This is a genomic window from Idiomarina sp. OXR-189 (assembly GCF_034373425.1).
Classification (GTDB): Bacteria; Pseudomonadota; Gammaproteobacteria; order Enterobacterales; family Alteromonadaceae; genus Idiomarina; species Idiomarina zobellii.
The window spans coordinates 1,284,417-1,307,392 of sequence record NZ_CP139706.1; the positions used below are offsets into that span (position 1 = coordinate 1,284,417).

20 protein-coding genes and 3 tRNA genes are annotated in these 22,976 nt (G+C 45.5%); 14 read left to right on the forward strand and 9 right to left on the reverse strand.

Going from position 1 to position 22,976, the window contains the following annotated elements:
- Positions 1-105: 105 nt before the first annotated feature.
- From UM402_RS06370 to UM402_RS06415, 10 genes are all read left to right on the forward strand, one after another.
- Positions 106-756 carry a LuxR C-terminal-related transcriptional regulator gene (locus tag UM402_RS06370; protein ID WP_053953601.1) on the forward strand — a complete coding sequence of 217 codons (651 nt, stop codon included), beginning with the start codon at positions 106-108 and terminating at the stop codon, positions 754-756.
- Positions 753-2,588 carry an excinuclease ABC subunit UvrC gene (gene uvrC, locus UM402_RS06375; protein ID WP_058579209.1) on the forward strand — a complete coding sequence of 612 codons (1,836 nt, stop codon included), beginning with the start codon at positions 753-755 and terminating at the stop codon, positions 2,586-2,588. The genes UM402_RS06370 and uvrC overlap by 4 nt, the downstream gene beginning before the upstream one ends.
- 24 nt (positions 2,589-2,612) lie before the next feature.
- The gene (gene pgsA, locus UM402_RS06380; protein WP_058579208.1) at positions 2,613-3,161 is read left to right on the forward strand and encodes a CDP-diacylglycerol--glycerol-3-phosphate 3-phosphatidyltransferase; all 549 of its coding nucleotides are present in this window, start codon (positions 2,613-2,615) and stop codon (positions 3,159-3,161) included.
- Positions 3,162-3,257: 96 nt separating this feature from the next.
- A tRNA-Gly gene (locus UM402_RS06385) sits at positions 3,258-3,333 on the forward strand.
- Positions 3,334-3,339: 6 nt separating this feature from the next.
- Positions 3,340-3,413: transfer RNA gene (locus UM402_RS06390), tRNA-Cys, on the forward strand.
- Between the two features lie 24 nt (positions 3,414-3,437).
- A tRNA-Leu gene (locus tag UM402_RS06395) sits at positions 3,438-3,524 on the forward strand.
- A gap of 161 nt (positions 3,525-3,685) precedes the next feature.
- Positions 3,686-4,996, forward strand: a complete 1,311-nt coding sequence (locus UM402_RS06400) for a tyrosine-type recombinase/integrase (protein WP_322295467.1) — start codon at positions 3,686-3,688, stop codon at positions 4,994-4,996.
- A gap of 202 nt (positions 4,997-5,198) precedes the next feature.
- The gene (gene istA, locus UM402_RS06405) at positions 5,199-6,692 is read left to right on the forward strand and encodes an IS21 family transposase (RefSeq protein ID WP_322295311.1); all 1,494 of its coding nucleotides are present in this window, start codon (positions 5,199-5,201) and stop codon (positions 6,690-6,692) included.
- A gap of 22 nt (positions 6,693-6,714) precedes the next feature.
- Positions 6,715-7,437, forward strand: a complete 723-nt coding sequence (istB, locus tag UM402_RS06410) for an IS21-like element helper ATPase IstB (protein WP_416182886.1) — start codon at positions 6,715-6,717, stop codon at positions 7,435-7,437.
- Positions 7,438-7,576: 139 nt separating this feature from the next.
- The gene (locus tag UM402_RS06415) at positions 7,577-8,644 is read left to right on the forward strand and encodes a methyl-accepting chemotaxis protein (protein ID WP_322295468.1); all 1,068 of its coding nucleotides are present in this window, start codon (positions 7,577-7,579) and stop codon (positions 8,642-8,644) included.
- Between the two features lie 56 nt (positions 8,645-8,700).
- Here UM402_RS06415 and UM402_RS06420 read toward each other — a convergent pair whose 3' ends face one another.
- Positions 8,701-11,271: an EAL domain-containing protein gene (locus UM402_RS06420; RefSeq protein WP_322295469.1), complete on the reverse strand. Its 2,571-nt coding sequence runs from the start codon at positions 11,269-11,271 to the stop codon at positions 8,701-8,703.
- Between the two features lie 216 nt (positions 11,272-11,487).
- On the opposite strand from UM402_RS06420, the gene UM402_RS06425 reads away from it, so the two are divergent.
- Entirely contained in the window at positions 11,488-12,048 is a 561-nt protein-coding gene (locus UM402_RS06425) for a tyrosine-type recombinase/integrase (RefSeq protein ID WP_322295470.1), read from the forward strand.
- 367 nt (positions 12,049-12,415) lie between these two features.
- Positions 12,416-12,847 (forward strand): hypothetical protein, encoded by a 432-nt coding sequence (locus tag UM402_RS06430; RefSeq protein ID WP_322295471.1) that lies wholly within the window; start codon positions 12,416-12,418, stop codon positions 12,845-12,847.
- A gap of 10 nt (positions 12,848-12,857) precedes the next feature.
- Here the strand turns inward: UM402_RS06430 and UM402_RS06435 are convergent, their stop codons facing one another.
- The 7 genes from UM402_RS06435 to UM402_RS06465 all read right to left on the reverse strand — a co-directional run bounded on the left by UM402_RS06435 (position 12,858) and on the right by UM402_RS06465 (position 21,809).
- The gene (locus UM402_RS06435) at positions 12,858-13,667 is read right to left on the reverse strand and encodes an FRG domain-containing protein (RefSeq protein ID WP_322295472.1); all 810 of its coding nucleotides are present in this window, start codon (positions 13,665-13,667) and stop codon (positions 12,858-12,860) included.
- 41 nt (positions 13,668-13,708) lie between these two features.
- Positions 13,709-14,491: a SprT family zinc-dependent metalloprotease gene (locus UM402_RS06440; protein ID WP_322295473.1), complete on the reverse strand. Its 783-nt coding sequence runs from the start codon at positions 14,489-14,491 to the stop codon at positions 13,709-13,711.
- Between the two features lie 3 nt (positions 14,492-14,494).
- Positions 14,495-17,776, reverse strand: a complete 3,282-nt coding sequence (locus tag UM402_RS06445) for a type I restriction endonuclease subunit R (RefSeq protein WP_322295474.1) — start codon at positions 17,774-17,776, stop codon at positions 14,495-14,497.
- 156 nt (positions 17,777-17,932) lie between these two features.
- Positions 17,933-18,814: a GIY-YIG nuclease family protein gene (locus tag UM402_RS06450; protein WP_322295252.1), complete on the reverse strand. Its 882-nt coding sequence runs from the start codon at positions 18,812-18,814 to the stop codon at positions 17,933-17,935.
- Positions 18,811-19,920, reverse strand: a complete 1,110-nt coding sequence (locus UM402_RS06455; RefSeq protein WP_322295253.1) for a restriction endonuclease subunit S — start codon at positions 19,918-19,920, stop codon at positions 18,811-18,813. The genes UM402_RS06450 and UM402_RS06455 overlap by 4 nt, the downstream gene beginning before the upstream one ends.
- Positions 19,910-21,445 carry a type I restriction-modification system subunit M gene (locus tag UM402_RS06460; protein WP_322295254.1) on the reverse strand — a complete coding sequence of 512 codons (1,536 nt, stop codon included), beginning with the start codon at positions 21,443-21,445 and terminating at the stop codon, positions 19,910-19,912. The genes UM402_RS06455 and UM402_RS06460 overlap by 11 nt, the downstream gene beginning before the upstream one ends.
- 160 nt (positions 21,446-21,605) lie before the next feature.
- Positions 21,606-21,809, reverse strand: a complete 204-nt coding sequence (locus tag UM402_RS06465) for an AlpA family transcriptional regulator (protein WP_322295255.1) — start codon at positions 21,807-21,809, stop codon at positions 21,606-21,608.
- A gap of 196 nt (positions 21,810-22,005) precedes the next feature.
- Here UM402_RS06465 and UM402_RS06470 point away from each other — a divergent pair, with 196 nt between their 5' ends.
- Together UM402_RS06470 and UM402_RS06475 are read left to right on the forward strand one after the other, a co-directional pair.
- Entirely contained in the window at positions 22,006-22,383 is a 378-nt protein-coding gene (locus UM402_RS06470; RefSeq protein WP_322295256.1) for a hypothetical protein, read from the forward strand.
- A gap of 11 nt (positions 22,384-22,394) precedes the next feature.
- A complete protein-coding gene (locus tag UM402_RS06475; protein ID WP_322295257.1) occupies positions 22,395-22,727 on the forward strand; it encodes a LytTR family DNA-binding domain-containing protein in 333 nt (110 codons plus the stop codon).
- A gap of 9 nt (positions 22,728-22,736) precedes the next feature.
- Here UM402_RS06475 and UM402_RS06480 read toward each other — a convergent pair whose 3' ends face one another.
- Positions 22,737-22,931, reverse strand: coding sequence for a carbon storage regulator (locus UM402_RS06480; RefSeq protein WP_322295258.1), 195 nt, complete (start codon positions 22,929-22,931; stop codon positions 22,737-22,739).
- Between the last annotated feature and the right edge of the window lie 45 nt (positions 22,932-22,976).

Consider the following 22,976-nt stretch of genomic DNA (forward strand, 5'->3'; position numbering starts at 1 on the left):
TAATGAAAACCACTGAATATTCGCTCCCGAATTCGGGCAGAGGGGTACGAGTTCATCAACTTTAAGGACAATAATATAACCAATACGCAATAAGGAACATGGCTAATGAACCGTATTATTTTAGCGATACCTAATCCTATCACCAGCGCAGGGATGGCGGCTGTGATACAACAGCACTTTCATACGCAAATTGAAGTGGTTAATTCAATGAACGCGCTGAGACAAGCGTGTTACAAACACGATGATGCACTCGTTATTTTGAGCAGTCAACTCTCTGGAGTAGCAACCGTCGAGCACTGGCGACGCATTAAAAGGCGACATGTCGACTTACAGTTAATTGTCTGGGGCCGAAACCAGCAAGATATTCTTAACTTTCAGTGCGGTATTAGTCAGGTCGATGGCTATTTACTGGAATCCTCTAATAGTGACGAGCTTGTACAAGCGCTAAAGACCCTCAAAACAGGAAGCATTTATGTTGCCGCTCCGGTTGCTGAATACTTAGCGCGGAACCCGCGCAGTCGCAAGCAGCAGGGAATGGTCGATGCTCTCTCAGATAGAGAGTTGCAGGTGGCACAAATGCTAAGCCGCGGCATTCGGGTTAGAGAAATTGCAAAACATTTGTGCATCAGTAGTAAAACAATAAATACCTTCCGCTACCGCATTTTCTCTAAACTTGGCATTGATGGTGATGTACAATTGTCACATATGGCAATTCAATCGGGTCTGGTTGACCTAATTCAGTTTGAAGGTAGATGACAAATAGCAATTCAGTAACCTTTAATTACAAAGACTTTCTTCGGAACCTGACTCATCAACCCGGTGTATACCGTATGTATGATGAGTCGGGCGACGTTATTTATGTTGGAAAGGCGAAAGATCTCAAAAAGCGAGTTTCCAGCTACTTTCGAGAAAAAGTTGACGCCGTCAAAACTCAAGTTTTGGTTAAGCAAATAGCGTCAATGGATGTCACTGTGACCGACACGGAAGCAGATGCTCTTATTCTCGAAAACAGCTTTATTAAAAAATACCGACCGCGCTACAACGTTTTATTGCGTGACGACAAGTCTTACCCTTATATTATTTTGACCTCCCATGAGCACCCCCGACTGGGTTTTCACCGAGGTGCGCGCCGAGAGAAAGGTGACTACTTTGGGCCCTTCCCAAATGGTAGTGCGGTGCGCGAAAGTCTTAATTTGATGCAGAAGTTATTTCCGATTCGTCAGTGTCAGGACTCCTATTACCGAGCTCGTACCAGACCATGTTTGCAGTATCAACTGAAACGCTGTCTGGCGCCTTGCGTTAATAAATGCACCGATGATGAGTACAACGAACAAGTCCAGTTGGCAAAGCATTTTCTGAATGGAAAAAATCAGCAAGTTATTGATGAGCTGGTGACCAAAATGGAGCAAGCCAGTGAGGCGTTGGAATTTGAAAAAGCGGCACGGTTTCGCGACCAAATAGCGTCTTTGCGTAAGACTCAGGAGCGCAACTCGGTTACCGGTGCGCAGCAGGAGCTTGATGTTATTGGCATGGCTCGAGGTAATGGCATGACTACCATTCAAATGATGTTTATACGGGATAACCACTTACAGGGCAGCCGCAGCTATTTCCCGAAAGTGCCGGCGGACACCAGTGACGAGGAAGTTTTGCGTGCCTTCTTGCTGCAGTTTTATTTATCAGATAATGCGGGCCGAAAAACGCCCCGTGAAATTATTCTGCCGGACACAGTAGAGCCCGATGAAGTGCTGGCACAAGTCATGGGGCAGGCGCTCAATCGTTCGGTGAAAATGCAAAACAATGTTCGCGGTGAACGGAAACAGTATCAGCAATTAGCGGCAAAAAACGCAGTGAATGCGCTGGAGAGCCGTCTGAACCAACAAAGCACCATGAACCGTCGTACGTCGGCGTTACAGCAGGTGCTGGATTTTGGTGTACCCATTCAGCGTATGGAGTGTTTCGATATTAGTCACACTATGGGTCAGCAGACGGTAGCTTCCTGCGTGGTGTTTGATCAAAACGGGCCGAAAAAGTCCGACTACCGACGCTATAATATTACCGGAATTACTCCGGGGGATGACTACGCCGCTATGTCTAAAGCATTGGCAAAGCGCTATGATAAAGCGCGAGAGCAGGGCAACATACCCGATATTCTATTTATTGACGGTGGTAAAGGGCAGCTGTCACAAGCTGAGAAGTATTTCGAGGACTGGGGCAGTGATGCCCCGATGCTTATTGGTGTAGCAAAAGGTGAGTCCCGTAAACCGGGGCTTGAAACGCTCATTATGGCGGGCAGTCATGAGACTATTCCGTTAAGTAAAGACGCCAGTGCGCTGCATTTAATTCAGCATATTCGTGACGAGTCACACCGTTTTGCAATAACCGGACACCGTCAGAAACGCGCGAAAGTGCAGAAAACATCGACTTTAGAGCAAATAGAAGGCATTGGTGCTAAACGTCGACAAACGCTTTTGAAAAATCTGGGTGGATTACAAGAGGTAAAAAACGCTAGTATTAGTAAACTTTCTAGCGTACCTGGTATTAGCCAGGCAATGGCGGAAAAAATTTATTACTCGTTTCGGGATGAGTAAAACCAAATAAGGAAACAGCGGATAATGAAGTGGAATATCCCTAATATTTTGACCAGCTTTCGGATTTTTCTGATTCCGGTGTTTCTGGTGGTGTTTTACTTGCCCTTTGAAGATGCTCGTTTTTGGGCGGCCTTTATTTTTTGGCTTGCCGCTATTACCGATGCATTAGACGGCTTTGTTGCACGTCGCTTTAATCAATTCACTAAATTTGGTGAGTTTTTAGACCCGGTGGCGGATAAAGCCATGGTTGTGGCGGCGTTAGTGGTGATAGTTGAGGACTTTAATGCGGCCTACATAACCATACCTGCGTTAACCATGATTTGCCGGGAGCTTATTGTAAGTGCCTTACGTGAGTGGATGGCGCAAAGTGGCAACCGCGGTAAAGTTGCGGTATCAAATTTAGGTAAACTGAAAACTATTGCGCAAATGGTCGCGCTTATTGGTTTAATTTGGAACGCGAATATCTATATTTTCTGGATTTCTATTGTTTTATTCTACGCAGCCTTTGTTCTGACCGTGTGGTCAATGTGGGAATATTTACGTGGCGCCAGCAAGGAATTGACTAGAAATTAGCAGCTTTGCCGTAAATTTGCGCAAACAGTCATAAATTTGATAAAAAGTCATTGACTGAAAAAGATTAAACAGTAGAATGCCTCGGCAGATGACGGTGCGGGAATAGCTCAGCTGGTAGAGCACAACCTTGCCAAGGTTGGGGTCGCGAGTTCGAATCTCGTTTCCCGCTCCAAATTCTGGCGGGTTGGCAGAATGGCTATGCAGCGGATTGCAAATCCGTGGATCTCGGTTCGACTCCGGGACCCGCCTCCATTATTCGAGAACACTTCTTGTAGTGCCCGGGTGGTGGAATTGGTAGACACAAGGGATTTAAAATCCCTCGCTGGTAACAGCGTGCCGGTTCAAGTCCGGCCCCGGGCACCAATTCCGATTATTTCAAAGTCTATTAAATGCCGCGAGCCATTGAATTTACTGGCTTTTACGGAAAATCCTGATTATCTCTGTCTACAATAAATCGTTGCAAATCGATATTAAGTGGTGCTACTTTTGGTGCTATCTCAATTCGGTTATATGGATGTAGCACCATGTCTAATGACAAGCTAGTCATAGCAACGCATAAGCACGTCGAACACCTTAAACCCTCAGAACGTGATGAATGGTATCGGGTAGCAGGTGGCACCGGTTTACGGCTGCTCGTAAGAAAGCAGGGCGGTAAATATTGGCGCTTGAAATATCGCTTCAATAAGAAGCAGAAGACGCTGGCGCTGGGCGTATTTCCTAACGTAACTCTCAAGCAAGCAAAAGACGCAACTATCAAAGCCAAGGCCATGTTGGCTGATGGTATCGATCCTGGTGATACCAAACCTGCAAATGCGAATGATAATAGCTTGCGTTTTTATGCGGCCAAATGGTTAGAGTACCAATCGCAGGCAACAGCTCGAACCTGGTCTGAAGATCATAAGGCCAGGGTATGGAAGCGTCTTGAAAACGGCATTCTTAAAAAACTCGGCGACAAGCTGATCACTGACGTCCGTAAAGAGGATATCAGACGTTTAATTGAGAATGTTGAGGCCAAGGGTCACCACGAGACTGCCAAACGCATAGCCGACGATACACAGCGTTTATTTGAATACGTAGTCGATCAATACTCACTGGAAGATGATGTCGACATTCGTCTGCTGCGGCCTGTCAAAGTTATATCCAAACCGGTTGTTCACCGTGAAGCCCTGGACATTAATAACCTACCATTCTTCATGCGGGATCTTGCTAATTATACGCAGACGGGTAGGGAATTGACCGCATTGGCAATCGAGTTATTGATTCTGACGTTTGTGCGCTCAGGTGAGCTAAGAGGCGCTCGGTGGGAGGAGTTTGACCTAGATAACAGGGTTTGGTCGATTCCTGCAGAGCGTATGAAGATGAAGCGGCCACACGAGGTACCGTTATCTGCCCAGGCTCTTGATGTCATTAAACGCATCAAACGCATTACCGACCACTATGAACTGTTATTCCCGTCTGAAACTAAGCCGGATGAACCCATGTCCGATAACACAATGCGCCAGGCTATGTTTAAAATGGGCTACTTTCCCAAAGCGAAGGACACTAAAGACGGCAGAGTCGCCAAAACCTACCTTAAATATCAGGACAATGCACATTACCCGGATGGACGCTTGAAAGAGAAGGCCGTGCCACATGGCTTTAGAACTATGGCATCGTCAACGCTGCATGAGAGCGACCAGAAGTTTCGTTCTGACGCTATCGAGCGTCAATTGGCACACGTTGAACAAAACAAGGTGAAGGGCGCTTATTCGCATAAGGCTGAGTATTGGGATGAACGAGTTGAGATGATGGAGTGGTGGGGGAAGTTACTAGCCCAACACAAAGTTGATTTTTAAAAAGATAGTGCAAAAATGGAAGATTAGTGTATATTTCCGCCAGTTTTTATGAAGGTTTGCATATTTTTGAGGACGTTTTTTGAGTATATCTAAATTTTCTTTGGCAAGTATTGAGCGACAATTACGGTGGCCGGTCTAGCGGCAATTATCTTGGCCGGTTGATCTGATAAGGTTCGGCACAGCAGAACGGAGGGAGTTCACTGTGCCGGGAACACGAATCACGGATCAACAGGTCATGATCTATATGAAACACAGAACACGAAATAGCCAAGTTGTCGCTGCTGCTAAGGCAGGCATTTCAGAGCGATCAGCCCGGCGCCTTGATAAAGCCAATCAACAAACGAACGACGGTAAGCGCCAGTGGCGCACCCGCAAAGATCCGCTTGAAGCGGTATGGGATAGCGTTGTTGTTCCCATACTCAAGCAGGATAATGACATTACGCCGGTGGGCGTTTTTGATCACCTTTGCGAATATCACACTGATAAATTCAGTCCCGGCTCGCGTCGTACACTTGAGCGCCGCATCCGTAAATGGCGGTCGTTACACGGGCCTGCTAAAGACGTTGTGTTTATACAAACGCATGAATATGGTGCGCTCGGTATTACCGACTTTACTCATGTGAAATCGCCGGTCACCATTGCCGGTGAGCCATTAAAGCACATGCTGTTTCATTACCGGATGCCGGCCAGCGGCTGGGCGTTCGTGCAGGTCATCTACGGTGGTGAAAGCTTTGCGGCTTTCTCTGATGGATTACAAAATGCGCTACATGCTGCCGGTGGTGTGCCTCGGGAAGTCCGTACCGACAGCCTGAGTGCCGCTTATAAGAATCACTCATCGGCTGATGACTTAACCGAGCGCTTCAACGACCTTGTGAAGCATTACGGTTTTAAAGCAACACGCAATAATCCGGGTGTTGCGCATGAGAACGGTGCTATCGAAAGTCCGCACGGACACACCAAGTCCCAAGTCGAGCAAGCACTAAAAATCCGCGGCAGTTATGACTTCGACAGCCGTGATGCGTATGAAGCCTTTGTCGCCAGTGTGGTAGCACGGCGTAATCGCCGCGTCAGCGACAAATACCAACTCGAGCAGCGGCAATTACAGCCGCTGCCCACGGCAATGAGCGTCAATTACACCGAGCATTATGTCACGGTGTCGCGGACAAGCACGATTTGCCTCAAGCGCGTCACCTACACGGTGCCATCACGGCTTATTGACAGCCGATTGCTGGTACGGCTTTATGATGACCGGTTAGCGCTATTTTACGGCACCGACTTCGTGATGGAGCTTGAGCGAGTCTATGCCGACAAAGGTGGTCGCGCCCGCAGCGTCAATTACCGGCATGTTATTGATGCACTGGCTAAGAAACCGCGTGCGTTCCGCCACTCACAGTTGCGCGATGACCTATTACCGGACGACAATTACAAGACCATCTGGGAGTATGTCGACGACACGCTAACGGCCGATAAAGCCAGCTATTACATGGTAAAACTGCTTCATTTAGCCAAACAAAGCGGCTGTGAGCGTCAATTAGGCCGATTTATTGCTGCGTCAATTACCCAGCGACAATTACCGGCCATCCGGGAATGCGAAGAGCGCTTTTTAGTTATCGAGCCGAAAGCACCATCACTTACCATCAAGCAACACAGTCTAAGCTCGTATGCCAGTATGATACCGGGAGGTCTGCATGGATAACACAACGGCCTCATTATCACTCATGCTCAAGCGGCTTAAGCTGGCCACCATGGTTAAGGAGTGGGATGCGCTGGGCAATAAAGCCGTTAAAGAGCAGTGGAGCCCCCAGCAATACTTATCGGAGCTCTGCCATATCGAGCTGGCAAACCGTGAAGACAAACGCTTACAGCGGCTGCTAAAAGACGCAAAGTTACCGGCTGGAAAAAACCTTGGCAACTTCGACTTTAATCTGGTCGACGGTATCTCGAAACACCAGATCATCGATCTGGTTAACCAACCCGGGTGGTTGAAACTGGGCTCTAACGTCTTACTGTTCGGAGCCAGCGGACTGGGTAAAACCCATATCGCCAGTGGCATCGGTTACGGGCTTATCGAGCAGGGCTATAAGGTTAAGTTCATCGCGGCGTCAGCCATCGTGCAACAGCTACAACAAGCGAAACAGCACCTTCGGTTGCAGGATGAGTTACTGAAACTGGATAAGTACAACCTGCTTATCGTGGACGACGTAGGTTACGTTCGCAAAACCGAGCAGGAAACCAGTGTGCTGTTCGAGCTAATCGCACATCGATACGAAAGACACAGCATGATCATCACATCAAATAAGTCGTTCGAGCAATGGGATGAACTGTTCGATGACTCAACGATGACCATCGCCGCCATCGATCGGCTGGTGCATCATGCGACAATCCTTCATTGTGAAGGTGAAAGTTACCGTCGCAAAATGGCAATGAGCAACGGTAGTTAAAAATCGGTATCAACCGGCCAGGATAATTGCCGGAAAACCGGCCAAGGTAATTGACGCTACATAGGCAAGAATTAACCAGATTAATTTTTTGTTCCTTGTCATTTTGCTTTTAACAGTAGCTAGCCCATTGGTGATTGAAATGTCTGTGGAAGCTTTAGCTATCCCAGGATTATTAATTGCGATATTAGCTATTATCTTTTTTATCATTTCCCGTCGCTTTTTAAATTTAGCCATGAAAGAACTAAAAAGTATGGCTACAGAAGTAAGCGATGGGAATCTTGATCCAAGAGTGAGCTTAAGCAGTGACAATGAGTTTGGTCAGATTGCTCGCGCTTTAAATCGTGCTTTAAAGCGATTTAGTCGTATTTTAGGGCACGTGGACGATACAACAGAAAAATTAAGTAATCTAGCGGAACGTACAGCATCAATCTCAGATCGTTCACATACCAATAGCGAGAAGCTTAGTGAACAGTCCAGCGGTTTAGCGTCAACTATTGAGGAAGTTGCTGCTAGTATGACCGAAATGGCCTCAACTATTGAAAGAATAAGTGGTAGTACTGAGTCCGTTACAGAGGTGAGTAGTGATGCTGAAAAACAGATGGGCAAACTTGCTGAACGTTTACAAAAACTAGTCAATGCCGTGGAAAAGTTTGATACTAGCTTTGAGTTAGTCGAAAAGAGTGCGGAAAAAATAAGTTCATTTGTAGAGCTTATTCAAAGTGTGACGGAGCAAACCAATTTACTTGCGCTAAATGCGGCAATTGAGGCTGCTCGGGCGGGGGAACACGGAAGAGGTTTTGCGGTAGTAGCTAGTGAAGTGCGCTCATTAGCGCAAAAAACTAAAGCTACAACAAGCGATATTGTTAGTATGACGAGTGAACTGCGTGATGTGATAGCGTCATCTGGGGAAATCAGTGACCAAGCGCTGGAAGCATCAAAAGAAGCACGAGAAATTTCGACATCAACCATTGAATCATTTAGTCGAGTAGTTAACTCCGTTAGGGATATAAATGCCGAAGTTGACTTAGTCACTGAGGCTAGCAAGCAGCAAAGTGACGCGGTTGAGAATGTCAGTCATAGTACTCAAGTATTAAGTGAGCTTTGTGACGAAGCTTTTCAGCAAGCAGAAACACTTTCGAATAACACTGACGAGTTAAACGAACTTAGTAACGACATTGTTAAACAGATGAATAAACTTGAAGACTAAGTTGAAAGGCTCTTACTCTTTTTGTATAAAAAGTAAGAGCCTAGTCTTACATAAAATTAATTTATAAATAGCTCATCGATAGCAGAGGGTTTGGCATAGTAGAAGCCTTGCAGGTAGTCGCAGTTAAGTTTTTTTAAAAAGTTTGCTTGTTGAACACTCTCAATCCCTTCGGCGACGATATCAATACCTAGCTGATGAACGATCTTGATCACTCCTTCTACTATTGCAGCGTCTTGCGTGTTATCAGGCAGCCCTTTAATAAAACTTTGATCCAATTTAAGTGTGTCAACGGGTAAATCTCGCAAGTAACTTAGACTAGAGTAACCGGTGCCAAAGTCATCAATCGCAATTTTAACGCCCATTGACTTTATTTGATTAAGAATATCAATAGTGCGGTCTGCACCCATAACCAATACACTTTCAGTCACTTCTAGAGTTAGCAAGTCTGGGGCTAGCTTACTTGCTTTTAATGCCGCTCTAAGTTGCTGTATAAAGCCTTCTCGACGAAATTGAAGTGGTGAAATATTAACAGTAACCCCGTAATTTTTCTCAGACTTTTTATTAATTATAGCAATATCTTTACAAGCTTTAGATAATACCCATTCGCCAATAGGTATTATTTGCCCTGTTTTTTCAGCTAACGGTATAAAGTGCCCCGGAGGCACCATGCCCTTTTTGGGATGCTCCCAACGGATCAGTGCTTCAACTTTTGCAATAGACTCATCCTGAGTTCTCACAATAGGTTGATAAAATACTCGAAGCTGTTCTTGATCTATTGCCTCTCTAAGTTCAAAACGAATAGTGGCATACTCACTCTCTAATAAAGAGCTGCCAGTTTGATTAAACCAAGACCAAGTGTTACCACCTTGTTGCTTAGCTTCCAGGCGTGCGGATGATGCATATGACACTAATCGCTCGTGGTATGGTTGTTTGCTTAAACACTCGCTTACGCCAATACTGGCACTAATACGAATTGAGTTACTTTCGATGTGATAAGGTTCTTCTAATTTAGTCAAAATAAGCTTTACAAAAGCATCAACCTCTTCTGTGCTCTGGTTATGGACTCTTAATAAAATAAATTCATCCGCAGCGACTCGCGCTAATGTATCAGATGATGATGTTAGATGCTTGAGTCTATCTGCTATCGCTTTAAGTAATATATCGGCTGAATTATGACCTAAACTCTCGTTCATGGAGCTAAAATCATCAATATCTATATACAGAACTGTTAATTTAAACTCATCTTTATTAAACCGAGTTGCTTCTAACGCCAGTTGATGGTCAAAAGAGCTACGAGACAACAGTCCTGTTAATGCATCAAGCCTTCGATAGTTTGCTATATAGTCCTGGGCTTGTCGCTCTTTTGAGACATCTCGTTTGAAGCAGATAAAGTGAGTGCATTGCTCTTCATTATTAAATACAGGGGAAATGAATAGCTCGTCCCAAAACCAAGTCCCATCTTTGCGGTAGTGTCGTAAGGTTGCACTAGCCTCTTGTTTATTTTCAAGAGCTGAGCGTAACGTTTGTAAAACGTCGGTGTTAGTGTCAGGCCCCTGTAAAAATGAACAGCTATTTTGGCCCAGAGCTTCATCTTCTGAGTAACCAGTCATCTCACAAAATGTGTTATTCACATAGGTAATGGGCATGTTAGGCGAATTCGCTTCGTTCATCACAATTCCATACGGACTGTCATTAATGGCTTTGCGTAACAATTGAAGCTGCTTTTCTTGCTCCTTTTTAGCTGTAATATCTCGACCGATACCAAAGACCCCGGTAATCGTTTTACCAGAGATTACTGGGGTATTTGTAACATCCAGCCAAAAAAGTTCATTATCAGAATTAACGACACATATCTCATAATTACTAGTGAGACCTGATAACGTTTTTCGAAATGCGTCCGCCGCTTTGTCTCTATGTGACTCAACGACAAGTTCATTAAAGTGCGTCCCGCGCATTTCATTCTCAGATACACCAGCTATCTTTAATGTCGATTGGTTAGCTAAGAGAAAATAGCCTTCTGTATCTATCTCAAAAATTGCATCGGGATGTTGTGTGAACAGTGAGCCAAACCGGGATGATAGTAATTGGTAGTTAGAGCGCTCAGTGTGAAACGAAAAAATCACAGCCGTAAGCTGACTTAACCGTTTTATAAGTTCGATCTCTTCGGCTTCTGGTGACCGAGGTTGCCTATAATAAGTTGCGAAGGTGCCGTAAAATACACCATTTGCATCAATAATAGGGTAAGACCAACAGGCCTCTAGCCCTTCTGATTTGGCTAAATTCCAATACGGTCGCCATGTCGTGTCATTTTCTATGTTCTCGGTAATTACTAAGCTTTTTAAACACGCGGCGGAACCACAGGTTCCATTACCATGTTTAATCTCAAGCTTTTGCATGTTTGAAATAAAGTGGTTTGAAAAGCTTTTACTGCCGAGCATTCTAAGTTCGTTATTATGCTTGTCTGCTACCATAATAGAAGCGATAGACCCTTCTATTTCGTTTTCCAGCCACTGAATTACTGCGTTAAGTAATAAGCCAACTTCAGTGCGTTGTGAATAGAGTTCGAGAATGCTCTGAACATCCTGATGGTGATTGGTATTTGACACTTTTGTTACCTTTTTGTCCATGCACTAAGCCATCAGCAAGTATGGCTCAACAAGTCAAATCATCGATATTTCAAACATACATTATAAACAAGAATTTACTCAATAACGTGCCTTCCTAATCTTGTTCCCAAATTAACGAAATGGGAACAAGCAAACCCACTGAAAACAGGTTATTTCCCCCTTTATACCCCCTTAAGTACTCAAAATCACGTTTTACAGCAAAAAAGGAACTAGATTATGGCCGAGGTACAAGCGGTTAAGGATCTGGATACCGTAAAGCTCATCAGCTACCTTCTCAAACGAACTTACGGACAGCAAATTGCTGATGTTTGGGATGTTGGCTTGAACCTGGCGTTGCGGATCTCAGATTTACTATCCATCAAGTTTGAAAATATCGAGCACGACCGCCTGTTGCTAGTCGAAGGCAAAACTTCGAAGCTAGCGACAATTAAACTCAATGAAAAGGCGAGGGCGGTTATCGCTCGTATTCGCTCTGAACATCCTGATCACGTTTATCTCTTTCAGTCTTATCGCAACCAACGATCCAAAAATAGACCGACTAAACCGCTAAGCCGTCGTTATGTTTCGCAAGCATTTGCGACAATAGGCGAGGAGGTTGGTATCGACTTGGGTACGCATTCCATGCGTAAAACCAGAGGCTACCATCTTTACAAGAACACCAATGATATTGCCAGGGTAATGAAGATGCTACGTCACAGCTCCGAGGCTGTAACTTTGCGTTATATAGGAATTACTCAGGAAGACGTTGACCGAGATTTTGTCGAATTGGAGTTATAAGCTAATCGGAGTGGTGTAGGCTCGTTTACACCACTCCAGTTATCTTTCCGCTCTGAATAAGTTAGATTTTTTAGCCTAATAGCTTAGCTGAACAGTTGTATAATGGTATAAAAATAGAAGTGGTGGCTCAGGTCATATCCGAGTCTAGATTCTTATAGGGCTAAACTGTGTTCGAGGCACTATGGTATATTCGACTTGGGCATTATATTAAATCAACATATTGAGCGACAACTACGGTGGCCGGTCCGGCCAAAGTAATTGAAGCTACATAATTAACTGATACTTTAGTTTGTGGGGATAGATCTTCTGTTTCTCGACGCCATATCACCCCATGATTTTTAGAAAAGTTTTCTTGAGGGATAAGACAATGGTAGATGTGAACTCTGTGACGGCAGCGTTGGGAAGTATAAAAGCAGCGAGTGATATAGCGAAGGTTATAAAAGAAAGTGGCTCAACTCTGGAAAAAGCTGAAACAAGGCTACAAATAGCGGAGTTAGTTAGTTCATTGGCAGATGCAAAATTAGAAGTCGCTAGTATTCAGAATGACCTTATCTCGAAAGACCAGGAGCTAGCCGATTTAAAAAAAGCTCTAGAGCTGAAAGAAAGCGTTTTCTGGGAAGCTCCCTCGTATTGGGTGAATGAAGTAGATGGAAAAGATGGCCCATTTTGTCAGCGATGTTACGACAAAGAAGTGCAGTTAATAAGGCTCCAGGTCCACGCTAAAGGATCATGGCGATGCTATTCCTGCAATAGTTATTTTGAAGACGGCGATTACGAGTCCTTTGTTGAAGCTTTTTAGTATTGCTACTTCAGAGTTCGCTTAACCGCTCTCGACATATTCGTTGAGCTAAAGAGTCCAGCGTGCAGTAGATCGAATCCTCATTGAATCCTAACTTGAACAACTGCTGTAATATTTTTTCTTTGGCAGAGTAATCGATATCGATGTAATCAATAAGGTGGTCCGAGCTGTGTTTTGCCAGATCAAAAGAATCTTTTCCATGAATAGTGAAAACGCTTTGTTGTGCGGACATACGGGCATCTAAAGGTATTGTGTCTATAGCAATTGGGAAGTCGAGCCTACGGTGGACTTCGTCTGAGACTAAGTTTGCTGGTAGATATGAATCAAATAGTAATTTAATGCTAACATCCGCTTTGTAAGGCTTAAGCTCAAGCTCTTTTGTACAGAAATAGTTCTTGGTTTTAATGTAGCGTAAGTTGGACTGAGAGGGGCAGTACACCCTCTCATATCCGAGGACGGTACTATTTAATCGATAAGGGTTTAGTAACCAAACTCGAGGATTATGTTTTTTTTCCTCTGGCTGAGTTAGAGCAAAGTAAAGAGCCACTAATGGAGATTTAGTCCAATCTAGTAAGCGGGTAGGTAGCCCATGATGCTGCATCAAAGAATATAAATACCAGGGGTTATCGTTCTTTGGTGAATGGTATTTGAAATGATCTTTTAGAAAGTTGTAGACAAGGTCATCCTCTAGATCTCTGGAGATACCTGCCCAATGAACTTTTGGCTTTGGACTGTAGCTTTTCGAAGATACTCCCCGAAACCAAACGTCTTCATGCTTCCCTGTCTCAGAGATGTAATCTTCGATTGTTGAAATCAGCACTATTTACTACCTTCATTTAGAATGATTTTAAAGCTTAATGTTCACCCGTTAAAAATCCGCCCAGCCATCTGATCCAGCCGATCCTTAACTCGTTCCCAATTCGGCATAACTTGTCCCATTAGCCGATAAAAACGCTCGCTATGGTTGTGCTCGGCTATGTGACACAGTTCATGGAGTATGACGTAGTCAAGGCACTCTCGGGGTGCTTTAACCAGCAGAGGGTTTAGGGTAATACGTCCGTTCGGTGAGCAGCTGCCCCATTGGGTTTGCATGGTGAGTATTCGCAGAGGAGGGCGCTTATCAACCCACAATGCTTGCTCTAAAACGGCGTCTAAACGCTTGTGGAAGACGTCTTTGGCTCTGACCTTGTACCAACCTTCTAATGCTACCTTTATACGCTCAGTAGTGTACTCTCGCACGTTCACTTCAAGTTGGCCTCGCAACAGCTTAACACCGGCTGCTTGGTCCGGTTTCACTAGCACTTTTAGTACGTATTGCTTGCCCAGGTAGTAATGGCTTTCACCGCTAACATACCGGCGTGGCGTAATGTGCGTGAGTTGCTTACGAAACTCTCGCAATTGCTGGTAAATCCAACGCGCCCGTTTTTTGGTAGCGCGTAATACCTCATCATCGGAGCTGTCTTCAGGTGCGGCGACTTTTACTGAGCAATCCGGCAACACCTTGATTTTGATTTTACGCTCAGGGCTTTTAGCGGCAACGCGATCAAACTCAATCAGCTCGTCGGCGTAATAAAAACTAAGCTTATCTCCGTGTGGCTGACGCTTCTCAGCAACCTCATCAGCAAAACGTATCGCAACGTTCATGGCTTAATGACCCAATTGTCCAACACGAACCACCTGCACAATGGCTTCGACAATCTTTTTCGCCTGTTCGATACCGCCGCCGACGGCTTTGCATTCCGCAAAAATCTTCGGCAGTAGCTTTTTACGAATATCAGCTTCAATGTTGTTCGGGTTAATCGAATTCTCAGCAACAGACTGACTGACGATGTTATCGACATCAAACGCAATCTCTACCCATTTATCCTGCGCTTGTTCATCCATGACTGTAAACGCTTCAGGTAGGTGCTTTTTGAACACGCCGTAATAGGCTTGTGCATGATGGTTGCCGGTCAACCGTTCAGGGATATCATCCAGGCGACGCTCTTGTACCTGCTCCTCAAATTCACGGAATAGCATGTACTGTTTCAGCGGGTGGTCAAAAAGTTTTTCCGCTTCTTCAATGGCTTCACGCAGGAGCTTAGAAAAGGCTTCTTGAGCGTAAGGGTCGTCACCGAGCTCTTGTTCAATCATCTTCGTGACACGAGTTTTAATGATATCGGTTTCGTTACGGGTTTTATCTTCGGTCCAATCTTCCGGTGTTTGTTTCTGGCCCATTTTACCGACTTCGTATACGCCTTCAGAGTCACGCACTTCGACACCAACGACGTGTTTATTCAGGAGCTTTTTCACCTCGTGAGCGTACTCGTCGTAGCTGATACGCTCGCCGGAGTCCTGTTGCACAGTTTGACGAAGACTGGACAATTGTTTCACTGTCTCTTTGTATTGTCGGCGATCCTTATCGGTAAAACTCTTATCTTCAAAGAAGGTAGCCGACTGCAGTGCGACTTTAAGGCAGGTGGCAAAGGCTGTGAGTGCTTCGTAAAAGTCTTCGCGGCGTTTTTGGTTTTTATCGACCATTTCGCCGTTTATTTCTTCCATACGAGGCAATAGGGCATGACGCAGGGCTTCGGTATCTGATTTATTCTTAACACCGTCAAATATCGCCCATAGCTCTTTATAAAGCTGGGGTAGTCGCTTGTACTCGGTACTCATTTGTTGATACAAGCCATCAATATCATCGATGTCGTAACCGCCTTGGGTACGTGAAGCCAAGTCCTGATATTCTTGTATGGTGGTATCGAGCTCGGACAAAATACCGCGATAATCAATCAGCAGACCAAACTTCTTGTCGGGGTGCAGACGGTTCACGCGAGCAATCGCCTGAATGAGGTTGTGACCTTTTAGCGGTTTGTCGATGTAAAGCACGGCGTTTTTCGGCTCATCAAAACCGGTTAACAGCTTATCAACCACAATCAACAACTTTAGCTTAGGGTCTTTATCAAATCGTTCGATCAGCTCTTTGGTGTAATTCTGCTCATCAGACGAGCCAACATGCTCTTTCCACCACTTACTGACTTCCGGCATTGTTTTTTCATCAACAGAAGTATTGCCCTCCCGGGTATCGGGCGAGCTCATGACCACCGCCGATTCAAACAGACCGACTTCGTCCAGGTATTTTTTGTACTTAATAGCGGAGGCTTTGCTGTCACAGCACAACTGGCCTTTTAAGCCTTCATCGATGTTTTTGTCAAAGTGATGGGCGATGTCATACGCAATGAGTTTTATGCGCTCGTCGGTGCCATACACCTGACCCCGGCGACTGAATTTCTTCTTTAAATCGCCTTTTTGCTCGTCACTTAAACCGTCCGTCATACGTTCAAACCAGGCGTCGATAGCGCGCTCGTTTACATCCAGGTCGGGTATGCGCTCTTCGTAGAGCAGGGGAGTGACGGTTTTATCTTCCACCGCCCGCTGCATGGTGTAGGCGTGCACAATAGGCCCGAATTTGTTGGTGGTCTTATCGTCTTTTAGCAATGGCGTACCGGTAAAGGCCACAAAAGATGCGTTCGGCAGTGCCTGGTTCATGCGAATGTTGTTCTCGCCGCCTTGGCTGCGGTGACCTTCGTCAATCAGCACAATAATGTTGGGACTGTCGTTGTGGCACTCGGGCAGTTTGGTGGCGGAGTTAAACTTCTGAATGAGCGTAAAGATAATGCGCTCGTTGCCTTTACCGATTTGCTGAGCGAGGCGTTTACCTGAGGTTGCCATCGCGGCTTCTTTGTCTTTTTTGCTGGACAACTCGCCACCGGAAGCAAAGGTTTTCGACAGCTGGTTTTCCAAATCGACACGGTCGGTCACAACAATCACCCGGCATTGTTTCAGCTCTTCTTGCAAAATCAGCGCTTTGGATAAAAACACCATGGTGAAGGACTTGCCCGAGCCGGTGGTATGCCAAATAACGCCGCCTTCGCGACCGCCTTTGCTGTTGCGTTTTTGAATGCGCTCGAGCAGCCGTTTTATGCCAAACACTTGCTGGTAACGACCCACAATCTTGCCAATCTTTTTATCAAAAATAGTGAAGTAGCGCACCATATCGAACAGGCGCTCTTTCGACAGTAGGCTTATCAGCAGTTTATCCTGGCCAGTCACCATGAGCTCTCCACCGGCAAGCAGGTTTTGATACCAACTTAAGTCGCGCCTATCACGGTGGTCGAATAGATGTTGAAGGGTAGCATCGTCCAGCGCCCTATTCTTGAGCGCCAGCATTTCAGCGTCGTTGATATCCTCTTCTTTCCAGGCTGCCCAGAACTTTTCCGGGGTCTCTACGGTGCCATAACGCCCATCAATGCCATTGACCGATAACAACAGTTGCGAATAGGCAAACAGGTGAGGGACTTCGTCAGGACGTTGGTTACGCAGGCTCTGTGAAATACCTTCGTTTATCGTTGGGCCTTTTTGCGCGTTACCGTCCGGGCGTTTGGCTTCTATTACAACCAGCGGCAGGCCGTTCACAAAACAAACCAGATCCGGTCGGCGACTGTCAAAGCCACCGGCACGCGTCACTGTATATTCTTCGGTAAAGTGAAACTGGTTGTTGTCCGGATTCTGCCAGTCGATGATAGAGACGGTTGGCGTTACTTTTTTACCGTCAACGAATTCCGTCACCGGAATGCCGTACATTAAATGGTTATAAATCGCCTCGTTGGCGTGGCGAAGCCCTTCATTGAGGGCCGGGCTGCACAGATGCGAGATGATGTTATCAATGGAGTTTTCGGACAGCGGATAGCTTTTACCGGCATACTGAAAGGTACGCTTGCTCAATACATCACTTAATACTTCACGCAGCACCACACGATCCTGTTTACCACCACGCAGCGCCAGCGCTTCCTGTGGTGATAAAAATGACCACCCCAAACCGGCTAATAGCGTCATGGCCGGTATTTTAGCGGCGTATTCTTCCTGAAATTTTGGGGCAAACTGTTCCATTGTCTTCTCCGCGTGAAGTCGCCTTATGGCAACAGACGCTTTTATTATTTTCTAAATCAAAAAATAAGCTACCAGATTAAGTTGTTCGGCGAAACCGAACAACTTAGCTCTAATCAGTCATCAACTCAAAGTTGACTATTGGCTGTTCAGCTATTGTCACTCCTGGTTTTGAGATTCGCCGATAGCTTTATCGCGCCCAACATAATCATCAAGCGTTTGACCGTGTTTGGTTTTCCATTCCTTCCAGCCATTTGTAGCGCCAAGTACTAAAAGGCAGGATGCACCGCTCGGTGTTTTAAAAAGGTAATCTTTTTGGAAAACCACATTATCACCGTCCTTAGCTAAAACGCCTTTCTCAAGCAGCGAGTCACGCTGGGCTATTAACCGAGGTTGCGTTGTTTTTCGCTTGGGAACATAGGGCGCTGATGAGCCTTTTAAAATGACCATGCCTTCATTGGTGTAATAGGCTTTGGCATCAACACCACCGCGCTGACAGTAAAAGACTTCCCCTGTGGCTGCTTCTTCGGCATCGACCAACGCTTCAAAAATAGGATAGCCCAGTGTCGCTAAAAGCAATGAGCCGACTCGATGTATTTCATCGCAGTCCGCTTTCAACGGAATAGGCGTATGAGGTTTCTGTCCTCGATTACCATTAACCAATTCGTAGCGTCCACATTGGCGTGCTTTTTCAATACTCAACGACTCAAGGTAAAGCACGTGCGTTTGCGTCAGGTTATTGGTGAGTGAGATTAAAACCAATGCTCGTTCCCAGTCCTTAGAGTCATCCTTTAAGTGCTGACCTAAACGGTGCCCGACGTCACCGGACTGACCAATATAAACTTCATCCTGGTTTTCTCTGCCGACAAGAAGGTACAGTCCCACCTGGTGCGCTTCCGGCATTTTAAGAAACTCACCAATTTGGTTGCGAGGTACTTCGATTAATCGAACGATTGAGGTTGTAACCTCTGCAACACGAATACCGGAAGGGTCGCCGTTAGGTAAAAAGATTTGGATGGTTCTTGGTTGCTTATCCGTCATGCCGCTTCCTCATCAACTTTCACGCGACGTTTGCCGGTTAGAAGTTGTTGCATTAGAGCTTTTTTCTCCTTCTTAAGATGCTCAAGTTTTCCTATCAATAAATTACAACCTAAATCTGCGTTACTTAACATTTTTGCTATTTTGTGTTGTTCATCTATTGGCGGGATATTCAATTTCATTTTCTTAAACATTGGTAATCGAAGGGACTTTACTGTCGAGCCGACAGCTTGTGATAGAAGGTATTGCTTGTAGTGGCTCAGGTAGTAATACAAAAATTTACCGGAGCAACTTGGAAAATCCATTATTGCGTAGGTTCTCTGGTGCAAATCAAATTTGCCAGAAAAATACTTCGGCGTAAATTGCTGTCCTTCCCCGGGAACAATTATTGCCTCAGCATCGAAAAGGTAGTTATTACTCGTCCTAACGTCTATGGACCTATCAAAAAAGGTGTATTCACCCGTCAAACTTGAGTCTTGTCGGTTTGAACTTCCCGTTGTAATGGTTGCTAATTCACCTAGCAGACTCTCTTGCCACTCCCCACTAAACCGCACACCATTTTCATCCAGTAGTCGCTTTTTGCCGGTGAGCAGTTGTTGCATTAGGGCTTTTTTCTGCTGCTGGCTGTTGGCGAGCAGTTGCTCTGTGGTGGTGATGGCTTTATCCCAGGTTGAGAGGATTTGGGCTATTTTCTTTTGTTCAGAAAACGGCGGAATTGAAAGTTTCAAACCATAAATTGGTTTTTGGGATATTAGCGGTTGCCCACCCTTATTTCTCAGTCGGGATAAATCATAACTTTTGAGCTTGAGCGCCAGAAACTCAATGTCAATGGATTTATTTACTTCCTTACTGTATAAGGCATTGTCAGTAATCCAGCAATTCTTGTTTATATACCGTGTTATTCCGCAATATTCTCCAACACGGCCAATCAGAATTACAGGCTTGGTAGAGTTGGTTCGGCTAGAATACCCCATGATATTATTGCCACCATAAACAGGGTAAGGTTTCGAGTCAGTCGGTGTCTTACTAATATCTTTAGGCTTAGTGTCGCCGCTACTTAGCTTAATTATATCGATTAGCTTTATGAGCTCCCATCCCTCAGGCACCATAACCCAACTCCTCCAGATACTTTTCCATCTGGCTTTCCAGCTCATCCAGTTCGGCTTTTAGCTTCTGGCGTTCAGTGCGCACGGCCATTAAATCGATTTCTTCCTCCTCTTCGAAAGTGTCGACGTAGCGGGGGATGTTCAGGTTGTAGTCGTTTTCTTGAATCTCATCGAGTGTAGCCAGGTACGAGTATTTGTCGACGGTTTCGCGACGGCGGTAGGTATCGACGATTTTCTGAATGTTGTCTTGGCTTAGCTGATTTTGGTTTTTACCTGATTTAAACTCACGCGAGGCGTCGATGAATAAGACGCTTTCATCTGACTTTGATTTTTTGAAGACCAGAATAGCAGCAGGGATACCTGTGCCGTAGAAAAGCTTCTCGGGTAGACCGATAACGGCGTCTAGCAGGTTCTCATCAATCAGTTGCTGGCGAATTTTGCCTTCTTTCGAGCCTCGGAATAGTACACCGTGTGGTACGACTACGCCCATGCGACCCCCGAGTTTTGACGAAGACGCGGGCTTCAGCGTCTCTATCATGTGCAGGATAAACGCGTAGTCGCCTTTGGTTTTTGGTGGGACGCCACGACGGAAACGACTGAATTTGTCGTTCTCAGCGTCATCATGACCCCATTTATCTAAACTGAACGGTGGGTTAGCGGTCACGATATCAAACAGCATGAGGTCACCGTTCTTATCCAGCAGCTTAGGATTGCGAATGGTATCACCCCATTCAATTTTATGATTGTCCTCGCCATGCAGGAACATGTTCATTTTGGCTAACGACCAGGTAGAGCCAATGGCCTCCTGACCAAACAGGGCATACTCTTTACTGTCATGATTTGCGATAACTTTACGGCCACACTTCATCAATAATGAGCCGGAGCCACAGGCCGGGTCACAAATGCTGTCACCGGGTTGTGGGTCGAGTAGTTCTGCTATTAAGTCGGATATTTCAGGTGGGGTATAAAACTCACCGGCTTTTTGACCACCGCTGGCGGCAAAGTGTTTAATCAGGTATTCGTAGGCGTTACCGATAACGTCCAGTGAACCCACGCGACTGGGTTTTAAGTTAAGCTCAGGTTTGGCAAAGTCTTCCAGTAAATGACGCAGAATGTCGTTTTTCTGCTTTTCTTCACCGAGCTTATCGGTATTAAAGCTGATGTCCTGGAACACACTTTTACCAGCGTCTTTTAGCTTGGTGCCGTTGGCTTCTTCAATGGCATGCAAGGCCTGATCAATGCGCTCACCATTACCCGGCTCGTAGCGACGATCGTAAAGTGCATAAAAGCTGGCGTCACGCGGTAACACAAAGCGCTCGTTTTTCATCATCTCTTCAATGAGCTCGGGTTCATCACCATACTGCGCTGCGTATTGGTCGTAATGGTCCTGCCATACATCCGAGATGTATTTGAGGAAGAGGGTGGTCAGAATGAAGTCTTTATAGGTGTCGGCACTGACTGTACCGCGAAAGGTGTCACAAGCGTTCCAAAGTGCTTTATTGATGCTGTCCTGGCTAATCGTTGTCATTGTCTTTAACGTCCCCCTACAACCTGATTGTAAGCGTTTCAAATATCCATAAGTGGCTTCATTATGCCACGGATAACATTGATGTCACGGGTTCAAGCTTAAATGCTTTTTGCGACAATATAGGTCGCAAACCAACAAGTGACTCACGACCTTTGCTCGACTATTGCTCGTTCTTTTCTTCTTCCGCATCACGCTCAGCGATACACTGCATAATCCAATCATCAATTTCTTCCGCTACCCAGGCTACTGCGCGCCCTCCGAGTGATACTGGTTTGGGAAACTGTCCTTTAGCCATGTATTTGTAGATAGTAGGGCGGGCCAGGCTGGTTACGTTCATGACTTCTTTTACTTTCATTAATTTCATAGTGCTTCTCCTTGTTTGTGTCAGATGATGATGTAGGGCTGTAATTTTTTACATTGCCTCATGCCTTCGGAGACCCCCGGGTTAGCTGCCCGTGCCTGTTCGCCTGTGTTCACATTCAAGGAAAAAATAATCAAACCTATATCACTTAATGGCAGTTACGGCTGCAGTTAATTAACTGTCAATTAGGAGAACATTTATGTCGAACGTAACGGTCGTATACACCAAATCTGAACTAGAACGAGCTATCGAAAGGCAAGACAAAACCATAGCTGTAAAAAGCGCTTCGTTGGCTGATGACGTGAAAACAGTTAAGTCAGCATCATCTGGTGCCTTTGCGTTAGCTGTCGGTTCAGCTGGAGTCTTTGCTACCAACTTCTGGAATCCGCTGGGATGGGGCTCAGGTATTATCGGAACCTTATCTACTGGTTCACTGATCACTGCCATCGTAACGATAGGGCTCAGCACGACGTTGCTATTTGCTATTTACAATGACTATTCAATAAAAGGACGAACATCGATTCGACTGGCTGGTGGTAATAGCATCGATGCCGACCTGGTCATGGAAAGGGACTAGGTATGGGTAGCATGAGACGAAACATTATCGCTGTTAAAACGCGCCCTGGTGAGGTTCGCTTTGTCGCTGTTGCATCCATCGAGCGTGTGGAAGCGTTTGGTAATTACGTGAAGATTTACTTCGGTAACGAACGGGTGCTTCATCGAGCAACGCTATCGGATATGGAAGGCATACTGGATGATAGATTCATTCGCATCCACCGAAGCCATATTGTAAAACGTGACCATTTGCGAAAGCTGCTGTCAGAGCTAGGTCGATACCAAGAAGTTGAATTAGCTGACGAGACAGTGCTTCCGCTTGGCGGCAACTATAAGCGCCAGCTAATGACCGAACTTGGATTGTAATGAGTTAGCTCAGGGTGTGTCGACCCTGGGCTTATTTTTTGTCTTAGGTGCCTGTGTGACGACAGCATCGTCTCGCATAACGACGACGTCTGCTGGCGCATCGATACCAAGCTTTACCTGGCCATTTTTGACGCTGCAAACAGTAACGGTTATGTCATTACCTATTGTTAGCTTTTCGGATGTCCTTCGGCTGAGAATAAGCATGTTGAAGTCCTTTTCAGTCAATTCAGACTAAAAGCATACCTACCT

Bases quoted from the DNA above. Each gene is read 5' to 3' on its own strand.
- UM402_RS06370 (WP_053953601.1), top strand. From the start codon at position 106: ATGAACCGTATTATTTTAGCGATACCTAATCCTATCACCAGCGCAGGG.
- uvrC (WP_058579209.1), top strand. From the start codon at position 753: ATGACAAATAGCAATTCAGTAACCTTTAATTACAAAGACTTTCTTCGG.
- pgsA (WP_058579208.1), top strand. From the start codon at position 2,613: ATGAAGTGGAATATCCCTAATATTTTGACCAGCTTTCGGATTTTTCTG.
- UM402_RS06400 (WP_322295467.1), top strand. From the start codon at position 3,686: ATGTCTAATGACAAGCTAGTCATAGCAACGCATAAGCACGTCGAACAC.
- istB (WP_416182886.1), top strand. From the start codon at position 6,715: ATGCTCAAGCGGCTTAAGCTGGCCACCATGGTTAAGGAGTGGGATGCG.
- UM402_RS06415 (WP_322295468.1), top strand. From the start codon at position 7,577: ATGTCTGTGGAAGCTTTAGCTATCCCAGGATTATTAATTGCGATATTA.
- UM402_RS06420 (WP_322295469.1), bottom strand. From the start codon at position 11,271: ATGGACAAAAAGGTAACAAAAGTGTCAAATACCAATCACCATCAGGAT.
- UM402_RS06425 (WP_322295470.1), top strand. From the start codon at position 11,488: ATGGCCGAGGTACAAGCGGTTAAGGATCTGGATACCGTAAAGCTCATC.
- UM402_RS06430 (WP_322295471.1), top strand. From the start codon at position 12,416: ATGGTAGATGTGAACTCTGTGACGGCAGCGTTGGGAAGTATAAAAGCA.
- UM402_RS06440 (WP_322295473.1), bottom strand. From the start codon at position 14,491: ATGAACGTTGCGATACGTTTTGCTGATGAGGTTGCTGAGAAGCGTCAG.
- UM402_RS06445 (WP_322295474.1), bottom strand. From the start codon at position 17,776: ATGGAACAGTTTGCCCCAAAATTTCAGGAAGAATACGCCGCTAAAATA.
- UM402_RS06450 (WP_322295252.1), bottom strand. From the start codon at position 18,814: ATGACGGATAAGCAACCAAGAACCATCCAAATCTTTTTACCTAACGGC.
- UM402_RS06455 (WP_322295253.1), bottom strand. From the start codon at position 19,920: ATGGTGCCTGAGGGATGGGAGCTCATAAAGCTAATCGATATAATTAAG.
- UM402_RS06460 (WP_322295254.1), bottom strand. From the start codon at position 21,445: ATGACAACGATTAGCCAGGACAGCATCAATAAAGCACTTTGGAACGCT.
- UM402_RS06465 (WP_322295255.1), bottom strand. From the start codon at position 21,809: ATGAAATTAATGAAAGTAAAAGAAGTCATGAACGTAACCAGCCTGGCC.
- UM402_RS06470 (WP_322295256.1), top strand. From the start codon at position 22,006: ATGTCGAACGTAACGGTCGTATACACCAAATCTGAACTAGAACGAGCT.
- UM402_RS06475 (WP_322295257.1), top strand. From the start codon at position 22,395: ATGAGACGAAACATTATCGCTGTTAAAACGCGCCCTGGTGAGGTTCGC.
- UM402_RS06480 (WP_322295258.1), bottom strand. From the start codon at position 22,931: ATGCTTATTCTCAGCCGAAGGACATCCGAAAAGCTAACAATAGGTAAT.